This window comes from Aeromicrobium sp. 9AM (assembly GCF_902506105.1).
Lineage (GTDB): Bacteria > Actinomycetota > Actinomycetes > Propionibacteriales > Nocardioidaceae > Aeromicrobium.
The window spans coordinates 1,018,119-1,031,191 of the sequence record NZ_LR733304.1; the positions used below are offsets into that span (position 1 = coordinate 1,018,119).

12 protein-coding genes are annotated in these 13,073 nt (G+C 69.8%); 10 read left to right on the forward strand and 2 right to left on the reverse strand.

Annotated elements, in window-relative coordinates; genetic code table 11:
• The first annotated feature begins 75 nt into the window (after positions 1 to 75).
• From argG to BOSE46_RS11245, 10 genes are read left to right on the forward strand one after another with little or no spacing between them, the layout of a single operon-like run.
• On the forward strand, positions 76 to 1,509 hold the full coding sequence (gene argG / locus BOSE46_RS11200; RefSeq protein ID WP_159540319.1) for an argininosuccinate synthase: 1,434 nt from the start codon (positions 76 to 78) through the stop codon (positions 1,507 to 1,509).
• Between the two features lie 42 nt (positions 1,510 to 1,551).
• On the forward strand, positions 1,552 to 2,583 hold the full coding sequence (gene argC, locus BOSE46_RS11205; RefSeq protein WP_159540320.1) for an N-acetyl-gamma-glutamyl-phosphate reductase: 1,032 nt from the start codon (positions 1,552 to 1,554) through the stop codon (positions 2,581 to 2,583).
• Positions 2,580 to 3,731: a bifunctional glutamate N-acetyltransferase/amino-acid acetyltransferase ArgJ gene (gene argJ, locus BOSE46_RS11210; protein WP_159540321.1), complete on the forward strand. Its 1,152-nt coding sequence runs from the start codon at positions 2,580 to 2,582 to the stop codon at positions 3,729 to 3,731. Before argC ends, argJ begins: the two co-directional genes overlap by 4 nt.
• Entirely contained in the window at positions 3,728 to 4,738 is a 1,011-nt protein-coding gene (argB, locus tag BOSE46_RS11215; RefSeq protein WP_159540322.1) for an acetylglutamate kinase, read from the forward strand. The genes argJ and argB overlap by 4 nt, the downstream gene beginning before the upstream one ends.
• Entirely contained in the window at positions 4,735 to 5,904 is a 1,170-nt protein-coding gene (locus BOSE46_RS11220; RefSeq protein ID WP_159540323.1) for an acetylornithine transaminase, read from the forward strand. Before argB ends, BOSE46_RS11220 begins: the two co-directional genes overlap by 4 nt.
• The gene (gene argF, locus BOSE46_RS11225) at positions 5,898 to 6,827 is read left to right on the forward strand and encodes an ornithine carbamoyltransferase (protein WP_159542673.1); all 930 of its coding nucleotides are present in this window, start codon (positions 5,898 to 5,900) and stop codon (positions 6,825 to 6,827) included. The genes BOSE46_RS11220 and argF overlap by 7 nt, the downstream gene beginning before the upstream one ends.
• Positions 6,824 to 7,339 (forward strand): arginine repressor, encoded by a 516-nt coding sequence (locus tag BOSE46_RS11230; protein ID WP_159540324.1) that lies wholly within the window; start codon positions 6,824 to 6,826, stop codon positions 7,337 to 7,339. Before argF ends, BOSE46_RS11230 begins: the two co-directional genes overlap by 4 nt.
• Positions 7,336 to 8,742, forward strand: coding sequence for an argininosuccinate lyase (gene argH / locus BOSE46_RS11235; RefSeq protein ID WP_159540325.1), 1,407 nt, complete (start codon positions 7,336 to 7,338; stop codon positions 8,740 to 8,742). The genes BOSE46_RS11230 and argH overlap by 4 nt, the downstream gene beginning before the upstream one ends.
• Before the next feature lie 50 nt (positions 8,743 to 8,792).
• The gene (locus BOSE46_RS11240; protein WP_159540326.1) at positions 8,793 to 9,728 is read left to right on the forward strand and encodes a class I SAM-dependent methyltransferase; all 936 of its coding nucleotides are present in this window, start codon (positions 8,793 to 8,795) and stop codon (positions 9,726 to 9,728) included.
• Positions 9,725 to 10,285 carry a DNA-3-methyladenine glycosylase gene (locus BOSE46_RS11245; RefSeq protein WP_159540327.1) on the forward strand — a complete coding sequence of 187 codons (561 nt, stop codon included), beginning with the start codon at positions 9,725 to 9,727 and terminating at the stop codon, positions 10,283 to 10,285. Before BOSE46_RS11240 ends, BOSE46_RS11245 begins: the two co-directional genes overlap by 4 nt.
• A gap of 41 nt (positions 10,286 to 10,326) precedes the next feature.
• Here BOSE46_RS11245 and BOSE46_RS11250 read toward each other — a convergent pair whose 3' ends face one another.
• Both BOSE46_RS11250 and BOSE46_RS11255 read right to left on the reverse strand, forming a co-directional pair.
• Positions 10,327 to 12,234 (reverse strand): ABC transporter permease, encoded by a 1,908-nt coding sequence (locus tag BOSE46_RS11250; RefSeq protein WP_159540328.1) that lies wholly within the window; start codon positions 12,232 to 12,234, stop codon positions 10,327 to 10,329.
• 1 nt (position 12,235) lies between these two features.
• Complete coding sequence (locus BOSE46_RS11255; protein ID WP_159540329.1) at positions 12,236 to 12,979, reverse strand: ABC transporter ATP-binding protein; 744 nt, start codon at positions 12,977 to 12,979, stop codon at positions 12,236 to 12,238.
• Between the last annotated feature and the right edge of the window lie 94 nt (positions 12,980 to 13,073).

Here is a 13,073-nt window from a genome sequence, read left to right on the forward strand (position 1 = left end):
TCTCCGTCCTGCCGCCGGAATGGCGCACCCACCCCCGAATGCAAGAAATTGCAGAGGTGTGCAAGAATGTGAGGCATGTCCAAAGTCCTCACCTCCCTGCCCGTGGGCGAGCGCGTCGGAATCGCGTTCTCCGGCGGCCTCGACACCTCCGTAGCCGTCGCCTGGATGCGCGACAAGGGCGCGATCCCGTGCACGTACACTGCCGACATCGGCCAGTACGACGAGCCCGACATCGCGGGGATCCCCGGCCGCGCGATGGAGTACGGCGCCGAGCTCGCGCGCTCGATCGACTGCAAGCGCCCGCTCGTGGAGGAGGGACTCGCGGCGCTGGCGTGCGGCGCGTTCCACATCCGCTCGGGCGGCCGGACGTACTTCAACACGACGCCGCTCGGCCGCGCCGTCACCGGCACGCTGCTTGTACGTGCGATGCACGAGGACGGCGTCGACATCTGGGGCGACGGCTCGACGTTCAAGGGCAACGACATCGAGCGGTTCTACCGCTACGGGCTCCTCGCCAACCCCGAGCTGCGGATCTACAAGCCATGGCTCGACGCGGCCTTCGTGCACGAGCTGGGTGGCCGCCACGAGATGAGCCAGTGGCTCACCGAGCGCGACCTGCCCTACCGGGACAGCCAGGAGAAGGCGTACTCGACCGACGCCAACATCTGGGGGGCGACCCACGAGGCCAAGACCCTCGAGCACCTCGACACGTCGCTGGAGTCCGTCGACCCGATCATGGGCGTCAGGTTCTGGGATCCCGAGGTCGAGATCGCGACCGAGGACGTCACGGTCTCCTTCGAGGCCGGTCGCCCGGTGGCGATCAACGGTGCGCGGTTCGACGGCGACGCGGTCGCCCTCGTGCACGAGGCCAACGTCATCGGTGGACGGCACGGTCTGGGCATGTCCGACCAGATCGAGAACCGCATCATCGAGGCCAAGAGCCGCGGCATCTACGAGGCGCCGGGCATGGCGCTGCTGCACATCGCGTACGAACGGCTCGTCAACGCGATCCACAACGAGGACACGATCGCCAACTTCCACCAGCACGGTCGTCGCCTCGGCCGGCTGATGTACGAGGGGCGCTGGCTCGACCCGCAGGCCATGATGCTGCGCGAGTCGGTCCAGCGCTGGATCGCGTCGGTCGTCTCCGGCGACGTGACACTGCGGCTGCGGAGGGGAGAGGACTACTCGATCCTCGACACGCAGGGCTCGAACTTCTCCTACGACCCGGAGAAGCTCTCGATGGAGCGCACCGAGAACGCCGTCTTCGGGCCGACCGACCGCATCGGCCAGTTGACGATGCGCAACCTCGACATCGCCGACTCGCGCGCGATGCTCGAGCAGTACGCCGCTCAGCCGCTCGACCAGGGCCAGGTGCTCGTCGAGAACGGCACGCTGTTCGGCGAGCTGCCCGCGGGTGGTGCCACCCGCATCGAGGCCAATCCGGCCGCCCACAGCGAGGAAGAGCTGGCCCTCGACGCCGCTGCCATGGAGCTCGGCACCGACTGACGGCACCTGCCCGACCGACCACAACTCTGCAAAGGTGGAGAGATGACCACGATCACCGCAGCCGTCGCCGGCGCCAGCGGGTACGTCGGCGGCGAGGTCCTGCGCACGCTGCTCGCGCACCCCGACGTCCAGATAGGCGCACTGACCGCCGCATCGAGCGCAGGAAGCACGTTGGGGGAGCACCAGCCGCACCTGGTGCCGCTCGCCGACCGCGTGCTCCAGCCCACGACAGCCGAGATCCTTGCCGGTCACGACGTCGTCTTCCTGGGCCTGCCGCACGGCACGTCGGCGGCGATCGCCGCTCAGCTGGGAGACGACACGCTCGTCATCGACTGCGGCGCGGACTTCCGCCTGCAGAGCGCCGACGACTGGGAGACGTTCTACGGAGGTGACCACGCGGGCACCTGGCCGTACGGCCTGCCCGAGCTGCCCGGACAGCGCGACGTGCTCGCCGGTGCCAAGCGCATCGCCGTGCCCGGCTGCTTCCCGACCGCCTCGACGCTGACGATCATGCCGGCGCTCGCCGCAGGACTGATCGCTCCCGACATCACGGTCGTCGCCCCGACGGGTGCCTCCGGCGCGGGCAAGTCACTCAAGCCGCACCTGCTGGGCTCGGAGATGATGGGCCAGGCCAGCGCGTACGGCGTCGGCGGCGTGCATCGGCACACCCCGGAGATCGAGCAGAACCTCGAGCTCGTCTCCGGCACGCGACCCACGGTGTCGTTCACACCCATCCTGGCGCCGATGTCGCGCGGCATCCTCGCCACGGTGTCCGCCCCCGCGCTCGACGGCGTCACCGCCGAGGACGTACGTGCGGCCTACCTCAAGGCGTACGCCGACGAGCCGTTCATCCATGTGCTGCCCGAGGGCCACTGGCCGCAGACCAAGGCCGTGCTCGGCGCCAACATGCTGCACGTGCAGGCCACGCTCGACCCGCGGGCCGGCAAGGTCATCGCGATCGGTGCGATGGACAACCTCGCCAAGGGCACCGCCGGCGGCGCCATCCAGTCCATGAACATCGCCCTCGGCCTCCCCGAGACCACGGGGCTCACGCAGATCGGGGTCGCACCATGAGCGTCACTGCTGCGAAGGGATTCACCGCTGCGGGAGTGGCTGCGGGGCTCAAGGCCACCGGCGCCCCCGACATCGCCGTGGTCGTCAACACCGGGCCGTCCAAGGCTGCCGCCGCGGTCTACACGAGCAACCGGTGCAAGGCCAACCCGGTCCTGTGGAGCGAGGAAGCCATCAAGAGCGGGTCCGCGGTTGCCGTGGCGATCAACTCCGGCGGGGCCAACTGCTACACCGGCCCAGAAGGGTTCGCCACGACGCACCAGACTGCCGAGATGGTCGCCGAGGCCCTCGGCACGGGCGCGATCGACGTGCAGGTGTGCTCGACCGGACTGATCGGGCTGCTCAACGACCGCGAGGCCCTGCTGTCGGGCGTACGCGCTGCCGTCGACGGGCTGAGCCCCGATGGCGGGCATGCCGCCGCGACCGCGATCATGACGACCGACTCGGTGTCCAAGGAGGCCGTGGCCCAAGGCGACGGCTGGACCGTCGGCGGCATGGCCAAGGGGGCCGGCATGCTGGCTCCTGCCCTCGCGACGATGCTCGTGGTCATCACGACCGACGCCGATGTCGACGCCGCCACGGCTGATGCCGCTCTGCGCGCCGCTACGGCCCAGACGTTCGACCGGCTCGACTCCGACGGCTGCCAGTCGACCAACGACACCGTGCTGTTGATGGCGAGTGGCGCGTCAGGTGTTGCGCCCGACGGCGAGGCGTTCACCGACGCCGTCACCACGGTGTGCATGGAGCTCGCCAAGCAGCTCCTTGCCGACGCCGAAGGTGCCGACCACGAGATCGCGATCGAGGTGGTCAACGCTGCGACCGTCGACGACGCCCTCGAGGTGGGCCGTTCGGTCGCCCGAAGCAACCTGTTCAAGTGCGCGATCTACGGCAAGGACCCCAACTGGGGCCGCATCCTCGCCTCGGTCGGCACGACCCAGGCGGCGTTCGACCCGGCCGACCTCGACGTCGCACTCAACGGCGTCTGGGTCTGCCGCACGAGCGGTCCGGGGGAGTCGGCAGACTCGATCGACCTCACCGAGCGCTCGGTCTCGGTCACGATCGACCTCAAGTCAGGCTCGGAGACGGGCACCATCTGGACCAACGACCTCACCCAGGCGTACGTCCACGAGAACTCGGCGTACAGCTCATGAATGATGCGACAGACAGCACTCTCGACGAGTGGCAGCCCGAGGACTGGAAGAAGGCGACCGACAAGGCCGCCACCCTCGCCCGGGCTCTGCCGTGGCTGAAGAAGTATCACGGCAAGGTCGTCGTGGTGAAGTACGGCGGCAACGCCATGACCGACGAGACGCTCAAGCACGCGTTCGCCGAGGACATCGTGTTCCTGCGCATGGCCGGGTTCAAGCCCGTCGTCGTGCACGGCGGCGGACCACAGATCAGCGCGATGCTCGACAAGCTGGGGATCGAGTCGGAGTTCCGGGGTGGCCTGCGGGTCACGACGCCCGAGACGATGGACGTCGTACGCATGGTGCTGACCGGTCAGGTCGGTCGCGAGCTCGTCGGCCTGCTCAACCAGCACGGCGACCTGGCGGTCGGCCTCTCGGGCGAGGACGGCGGGCTGTTCACCGCTGAGAAGACCATGCCGGTCATCGACGGCGTCGAGACCGACATCGGCTTGGTCGGCGAGGTCGTCGGCGTACGCCCTGAGGCCGTGCTGGACCTGATCGAGGCCGGACGCATCCCGGTCGTCTCGACCGTCGCGCCCGATGCTGACGGCCAGGTGCACAACGTGAACGCCGACACCGCCGCCGCCGCACTGGCCGTGGCCCTGGACGCCGAGAAGCTCCTGGTCCTCACCGACGTCGAGGGTCTGTATGCCGACTGGCCCAACAGCTCCGACGTGATCGGCGAGATCAGCCCGGAGTCCCTTGCCGAGCTCATCCCCGACCTCTCGACCGGCATGATCCCCAAGATGACCGCGTGCCTCAAGGCCGTCCAGGAGGGTGTGCGCCGAGCGACGGTGATCGACGGCCGCGAGCCGCACGCCGTGCTGCTTGAGATCTTCACCGACGAGGGTGTGGGCACCCAGGTCGTACCCGGTGCCGAGACCCGCATCCGCACGGCGCTCTACTCCACGAGCGTCACGAAGGACGCGAAGGGCGACACCAAGGGCGACACCAAGGGAGAGAAGGCATGACCGTGAGTGACTGGACCGAGCGCTACCAGGGCGCGGTCATGAACACGTTCGGCACACCGCAGGGCGTGCTCGTGCGTGGCGAGGGCGCGTACGTCTGGGACGCCGACGGCACCAAGTACCTCGACCTGCTCGGCGGCATCGCGGTCAACGCGCTGGGCCACGGTCACCCCTCGATCCTGGCTGCTGTCACCGACCAGCTCGGCACGCTGGGCCACATCTCCAACTTCTTCACCTCCAAGCCGCAGGTCGAGCTCGCCGAGAAGCTGCTCGACCTGGTGGGCCAGGAGGGGCGCGTCTTCTTCACCAACTCCGGCACCGAGGCCAACGAGGCGGCGTTCAAGGCGACCCGTCGCACCGGGCGCACGCGCATCATCGTGGCCGAAGGCTCGTTCCACGGCCGCACGATGGGCGCCCTGGCGTTGACCTCCAAGGAGGCCTACCGGGCGCCGTTCGAGCCGTTGCCGGGCGACGTCAGCTGGGTCCCCTATGGCGACACGGCCGCGCTCGAGGCTGCGGTCGATGACACCGTCGCCGCCGTCCTGCTGGAGCCGATCCAGGGCGAGGCAGGCGTCGTGGTGCCCCCTGCCGGCTACCTGCAGGCGGCCCGGAACATCACGACGCAGCACGGCGCGCTGCTGTGGCTCGATGAGGTGCAGACCGGCATCGGGCGCACCGGGGCGTGGTTCGCCCACACCGAGTCCGGCATCGCCCCTGACCTGATCACGGTCGCCAAGGGGCTCGGCGGCGGCATCCCGATCGGCGCTTGCATCGCGCTCGGCGACGCCGGGACGCTGCTGCAGCCCGGCAACCACGGCACGACATTCGGCGGCAACCCTGTCGCCACCGCCGCAGCGCTCGCCGTCATCAGCACGATCGAGTCCGACGGACTGCTCGACAACGCACTCAAGGTCGGTGACGTGTTCCGCAACGGACTGGGCGCGCACCCGCTGGTCTCCGAGACCACGGGTCGCGGGCTCCTGGTGGGCATCGTGCTCGCCGAGCCGGTGACCGCGGAGGTGCAGAAAGCGGCCCTCGCCGCCGGCATCATCGTCAACAACGCCACACCGACCCGGCTGCGTCTCGCGCCGCCGCTGATCCTGACGGCCGAGCAGGCCGAAGGCGCCGTGGCGGTGCTCAAGCAGATCCTCGACGAGGTGGCATCGTGAGGCACTTTCTCAGGGATGACGACCTGAGCCCTGCGGAGCAGGCCGAGGTCCTGGCGCTGGCTGCCGAGATCAAGGCCGACCCGTACGCCCGCAAGCCGCTCGCCGGCCCGCAGACCGTCGCGGTGATGTTCGACAAGGCGTCGACACGTACGCGCGTCTCGTTCGCGGTGGGCATCGCCGACCTCGGCGGCAACCCGCTGATCATCGACAAGGCGACGACGCAGGGCGCCCGCGGCGAGTCCGTCGCCGACACGGCTCGCGTCCTGGGCCGGATGACCAGCGCGATCGTGTGGCGCACGTACGCCCAGGCTGGGCTCGACGAGATGGCGGTCAACGCGGGTGTGCCGGTCGTCAACGCGCTCAGCGACGACTTCCACCCGTGCCAGATCCTCGCGGACTGGCAGACCGTCATCGAGCACAAGGGGCACCTCGCCGGACTGACGGTGGCCTACCTCGGCGACGGCGCCAACAACATGGGCCACTCCTACCTGCTGGGGGGCGCGACCGCCGGCATGCACGTGCGTATCGGCGCTCCCGCCGGCTACCAACCCGATCCGGCGATCGTCGCCGATGCGGAGAAGATCGCGGGGGAGACCGGCGGCTCCGTCACGGTCACGGACGATGCCCGCGACGCGATCTCCGGCGCCGACGTCGTCATCACGGACACCTGGATCTCGATGGGCCAGGAGAGCGAGAAGGAAGAGCGACTCGCGCTGTTCGGTGAGTTCGCGATCACCGCGGAGTCCCTCGCTCGCGCGGCGCCCGATGCGATCGTGCTGCACTGCCTCCCGGCCTATCGCGGCCTCGAGATCTCCTCAGAGGTGCTCGACGGCCCGCAGAGCGTCGTGTGGGACGAGGCCGAGAACCGCCTGCACGCGCAGAAGGCGCTGCTCGTCTGGCTGCTCGACAAGGCGGCAACATGACCGTGCCACCCACCAAGGCTGCGCGCCAGCAGCTCATCGTCGAGCTGCTCGGCCACCAGCTCGTACGCTCCCAGGGCGATCTCGCCGAGCTGTTGGAGTCGCACGGCGTCAGCGCCACCCCCTCGACGATCTCGCGCGATCTCGTCGAGCTCGACGCCGTACGCGTGAGGCACCCCGACGGCGGCCTCGTCTACGCCGTGCCGGCCGAGGGCGGCGACCGTACGCCGCGACCGGCTGCCGGCAGCGCATCGGGACATGCCCGGCTCGCCAAGATCCTCCGGGAGCTGATGGTGACGGCCGAGGGATCGGCCAACCTCGTGGTGCTGCGCACCCCGCCCGGCGCCGCGCAATACCTGGCCTCGGCGATCGACCATGCGTCCCAGCACGACCTCCTGGGCACGATCGCCGGCGACGACACCGTCATGCTGATCTGTCGTGACCCCCACGGCGGTCAGGCCGTCGCAGAACGATTCGCGGCCATCGCCGCATCCACCCCGAAGGAGCCCACGTGAGCGAGACCCCGAACGACGAGAAGACGAGCCTCTGGGGCGGCCGTTTTGCCTCCGGCCCGTCGCCCGAGCTCGTCGCGCTGTCGAGGTCGACGCACTTCGACTGGCGGCTCGCGCCGTACGACCTCGCCGGATCCCGCGCGCACGCCATGGTGCTGCAGGCCGCAGGACTCCTGAGCCGCGACGACCTGACGGCACTGATCGCAGGCATCGACGCGCTCGCCGCCGACGTCGAGTCGGGCGCGTTCGTCGCGCAGCCCGACGACGAGGACGTGCACACGGCGCTCGAGCGTGGGCTCCTCGAACGGCTCGGCCCGGTGCTGGGTGGCCGGCTGCGAGCCGGCCGTTCGCGCAACGACCAGGTGGCGACGCTGTTCAAGATGTACCTGCGCGACCACGGCAGGTCGATCAGCCGGCTCGTGCGCGAGCTGGCCGAGGCGTTGGCGACGCAGGCGGAGCGCCACATGGGCGTCGCGATGCCGGGGCGTACCCACCTGCAGCACGCCCAGCCCGTGCTGCTCGCGCACCACCTGCTGGCCCACGCGTGGCCCTTGGTCCGCGATCTCGAGCGACTCGACGACTGGGACGCGCGCGTCGGTGCTGATTCCCCATACGGAGCGGGCGCGCTGGCCGGGTCGTCTCTCGGCCTCGACCCGGAGAAGGTCGCCGCGGACCTCGGTTTTAGCGGGTCCACCGCGAACTCGATCGACGGCACGGCCGCCCGTGACTTCGTCGCCGAGTTCGCCTTCGTGACGGCTCAGATCGGCATCGACGTCTCCCGCCTGGCCGAGGAGATCATCCTGTGGAACACCAAGGAGTTCGGCTTCGTCACGCTGCACGACGGCTACTCCACGGGCTCGAGCATCATGCCGCAGAAGAAGAACCCTGACATCGCCGAGCTCGCGCGTGGCAAGTCCGGACGTCTGATCGGCAACCTCGCGGGCCTGCTCGCGACCCTCAAGGCGCTGCCTCTGGCGTACAACCGGGACCTCCAGGAGGACAAGGAGCCGGTGTTCGACTCGATCGACACGCTCGAGGTCCTGCTGCCGGCGTTCACCGGCATGATCGCCACCCTGACCTTCGACACCGAGCGCATGGAGTCGTTGGCGCCGCAGGGCTTCGCGCTGGCGACCGACATCGCCGAGTGGCTCGTGCGCCAAGGGGTGCCGTTCCGTGACGCCCACGAGATCTCCGGTGCGTGTGTGCAGGAGTGCGAGCAGCGCGGCATCGAGCTGTGGGACCTCACCGATGACGACTTCGCGGCGATCTCGCCGGCCCTGACGCCGCAGGTTCGCGAGGTGCTGACGGTCGAGGGATCCTTGGCCTCCCGCGACTCCCGCGGCGGCACCGCGCCCGTACGCGTCGCCGAGCAGCTCGCCGAGCTGCGGGCCCGACTCACCGACTGACGGCCGGCCACCGGTGCATGGCTAGGGTGGTCCCGACCGAGACCGTTGACATGGGGGAGACCGTGGCCATTCGTACGAGCACGGGCAGGACATTGCGCAAGGTCATCGGATCGCGCCGCACCGAGGCCGTACGCCGTTGGGAGCGCAAGATGCGAGTGGGCGCCGCGCGCAAGCTCAGCCCACACGGCACGCCCTCGGTCGACAAGGCCAAGCACGCCTACGTGCCGGCCGACCCGTTCGCCGAGTTCCCGGAGCCCACGCGGTCGCGTCACCAGGTGCTGCGGGCGCTCCACCGCCAGCTGAAGCCTCGGACCTACCTCGAGGTCGGCGTCTTCACGGGTGCAAGCCTCGGCCTCTCACGCACGCGCTCGATCGGCATCGATCCGGCGTACACGATCACCAAGGAGATCCAGTGCGAGGTGCAGCTGCACCGCACGACGAGTGACGAGTTCTTCTCGCGCCCGGATCCGGTGGCGTTCTTCGACGGTGTCCCGATCGATCTGGCGTTCATCGACGGCATGCACCTGGCCGAGTTCGCGCTGCGTGACTTCATGAACGTCGAGAAGCACATGTCGCCGGCCGGCGTCGTCCTGATCGACGACATGCTGCCGCGCAACTCGTTGGAAGCCGCCCGCGACCGCAAGACGTCGGCGTGGGCCGGCGACGTCTTCAAGGTCGCCGACATCCTGCGGTCGTACCGGCCGGACCTCACGATCATCCCGGTCAACACCTCGCCGACCGGCGTCGTGATCGTCCTGGGCCTCGACCCGACGTCGCGCGTCCTCGAGGACAACTACGACGCAGCACTGGCGGCGTGCCTCGCACCGGATCCGCAGATCGTGCCGGAGGAGACCCTGCGACGGACCCACACAGCCGACCCGGCGAGCCTCATCGCGTCGCCGGTCTGGGGCAAGCTCGCCGACCTGCGCAAGAAGACCGTCAACCGCGCTGCCCTCGACAAGGTGCTCGCAAACCTCTCAGCGTGACCGAGAGCGCTGTCGTCGGCCACGCGCGGGGCCTCCTGGGTCGCGTGCTGCACGGCCACGGCGTCGGGGTGCGCATCACCGAGGTCGAGGCGTACGGTGGGATCAACGATCCTGCCTCGCACGCCTACACCCGGACCGCTCGCTCGGAGATCATGTACGGCGAGCCGTGGCGGCTCTACGTCTATCGCTCGTACGGCATGCACTTCTGCGCCAACGTCGTCACGGGGCCGACGGAAGAGGCGTCCGCCGTCCTGATCCGTGCCGGTGAGGTCGTCGACGGTCACGCAGTCGCCCGCCAGCGTCGCCCGGCGGTGGAGGATGTCGCCCTGGCCCGCGGTCCCGGCAACCTCGCCCGGGCTCTCGGTCTGACGTTGGACGACCTCGGCACGGACCTGCTCGGACCTGATGGCGTACGCCTGGGGGAGCGGTCTGCCGAGACGCCGGAGATCAGCGCCGGCCCGCGCGTCGGCGTCTCCAAGGCCGCCGATGTCCCATGGCGCTTCTGGATCACCGGTGACCCGACCGTGTCGGCATATCGGCGAAGCCCCCGCGCCTAGAGGATTTCCAAGAGCCCGAGCTCGTGGGGGATGCCGGTTCCTCACTCCCGGGCCGCCAGCAGTGCCACAGGCGCCTGCCGGGTGGCATTCCGCGACGTGATGACGCTGGTCACGGTGGTGAGGGCCACGACGACGCCCACCAGGCCGGCGATGATGTCCCACGGCAGGCTCAACGCTCCGGTCCCGGTGACCTCGGCCGTCGTCGTCATGACGGCGACCCAGGACGTGGATGCCGCCACGAGTCCGAGCATGACCGCGGCTGCAGTCACGGACACGGACTCCAGCAACGCCGTGCGGACCACGTGGGCCCGGGTCAGTCCGGTCGCACGTGCACACGCGAACTCATGCGCACGGGCGGCGGCTCCGATCGCCACGGCGTTCACGACACCGATCAGCGCGTAGGCCGCACCGAGGCCGAGGATCACGAGCAGGATGTTGGTGCTCGTCTTGGTGTCCTCGCTCGAGGAGTCGTCCAACCATCGCTCGATCGACATGACCGAGCCGTGATCGGCCAGGGCCGCGGAGACCTTGGCCCTGTCGGCGCCGGCCTCGAGACTCACGAACGTACGGGAGTGGGCTTCGGCCAGCACCGACGTCGGCACGAGGCCTGCGGGTGCGAGCAGCGCTGCGCCGCCGCCGATCGTCTGGGTGGCCTTGGCGACGACGGGAAGCTTGCCGAGCCTCTGGTCCCCGATGCGTACGCTGACGGTGTCCCCGGGCGACATGCCCAACGCGCCGGGGCCGGCCGCGACAGTTTGGGACTGGAGCTTGTCGAGCGAGCCAGCGCGGGGGTGCGCCACGGCGTACGCCGTCGGATCGACGACCAGCAGGCGCCCGGACTCGGTCGTCCGGTCCTCGCCCGACCCGAGCGTCAGGGCGATCGGGACGTCGATCTCGGTGGAGGCAGACCGCACTCCTTGGACCTGCGAGACATCGAGGGTCAACGGACGGGTGGACTCGAGCACGAGATCCGCGGAGGTTCCCGCACGCAGCTCGTCCTTGGCCGAGGAGGCGAACGAGCTCAATGCACTGGCCTGACCGACGACCAGCCCGACCAGCACGATGAGAGGAGCGGCGGTGGAGGCGTTGCGGCGGACGCTGTCCCGTACGTTGGCCGAGGCCAGGCGGCCGAGCACCCCGCGGAACGGCAGCAGGAGGAGTGCGGCGATCGGCGACACGAGCACCGGTGCCAGCATCGCGAGGGCGATGGCGCCACAGATCGAGGCGCACGGCGCCATGGCCTGGCCACCGCTGGCTCCGCCCTTGGGCGAGAGCAGGACGAGCGCTCCCGCGCCGGCCAGGGCCACGATGCCGACGAACCAGCGCCCGGCAGTCATCGAACGACGAGCTGCCCCGGTGCTACGCAGTGCTGCGAGCGGTTGGACCCGCGCAGCCCGGCGGGCTGCCATCAGCACGCCGGCGAGGGCCAGGCCCACCCCGACGCCCACGGAGGCGCCGAACACCCATACCGGCGTTGCCGGGTCGAATCCGCTGGGGGAGAGGTCGAGGCGAGCGAGCAGGCGCTCCTGGAACGACGTCAGTGCGACGCCGAGAGGGATGCCGATGACGGTGCCGGTCAGTCCCAGCAGGACTGCCTCACCGGTCAGCAGGCGCCGGACCTGGCTGCGGCTGCCGCCGACGAGGCGCAACAGTGCGAGATCCCGCTGACGCTGCGCGACGGTGAAGGCGAACGTCGAGCTGATCACGAACACGGCGAGGAACGCCGACAACGCCAAGGTCATCGACAGGACGGTGATCGCAACGGTCGTGCTCTCGTCGAAGGTCATGATCTCGATGGCGCTGGAGCCCCGAGGCGCGTCGCCGGTGACAGCGGCGAGCAGCAGGACCAAGGACGACTGCACGAGGGCGACACCGAGGCAGACCGTGACGATCGCGCCGATGAACAGGCTCCAACGCTCACGGAAGCCGTTCCAGCTGAGCCGGAACATGTCAGGCCTCCAGCTGGACGAGACGCGCGGCAAGGGCGCCAGCACTTGCGCCGGCGAGGTGGTCGACGACGCGACCGTCCCGGAGGAACACGGTCGAGTCGGCGCGTGCGGCGGCCGCGGGGTCGTGGGTGACCATGACGATGGTCTGACCGGCGTCGACGGTCGCCCGGAGCAGGTCCAGAACGCTGTGGGCTGAGGTCGTGTCGAGCGCCCCAGTCGGCTCGTCGGCGAACAGGACCTCGGGGCCGGTGACAAGCGCTCGGGCGATGGCGACCCGTTGCTGCTGGCCACCGGACAGCTCGCGGGGGCGGTGCCGACCTCGGTCGGCGAGACCGACCGAGGAGAGCGCGGCCTTCACGTCTGCTCGCGAGGGACGCCGGCCGGCCAGTCGGAGCGGGAGGCTCACGTTCTGCTCGGCGGTGAGCGACCCGACGAGGTTGAAGCTCTGGAACACGAACCCGATCCGCGAGCGCCGCAGGGCGGTCAGCTGGCGGTCGGAGGACGACGTGATGTCGCTGTCGCCCAGGAACACGCGCCCGGAGTCCGCGTGCTCGAGTCCTGCCGCGATGTGCAGGAGCGTGGACTTGCCCGAACCCGAAGGACCCATCACTGCAGTCCAGCTGCCGCGCGGGAAGTCGATGTCGACACCGTCGACGGCGCGGACCTCGGCGGACCCGCGTCCGTACGTCCGGTGGATGTCCCGCATCGAGATGGCAGCGGCTGTCTGGGTGAGTGTGGTGGTCATGCCGTTCAGTCAATCCTCGATCGGCACTGGTGCCGATCGTGCTGGCCGCACTGAAGCGGGGGTGGCACGCACACCTGAGGTGGACCCAGGCCCA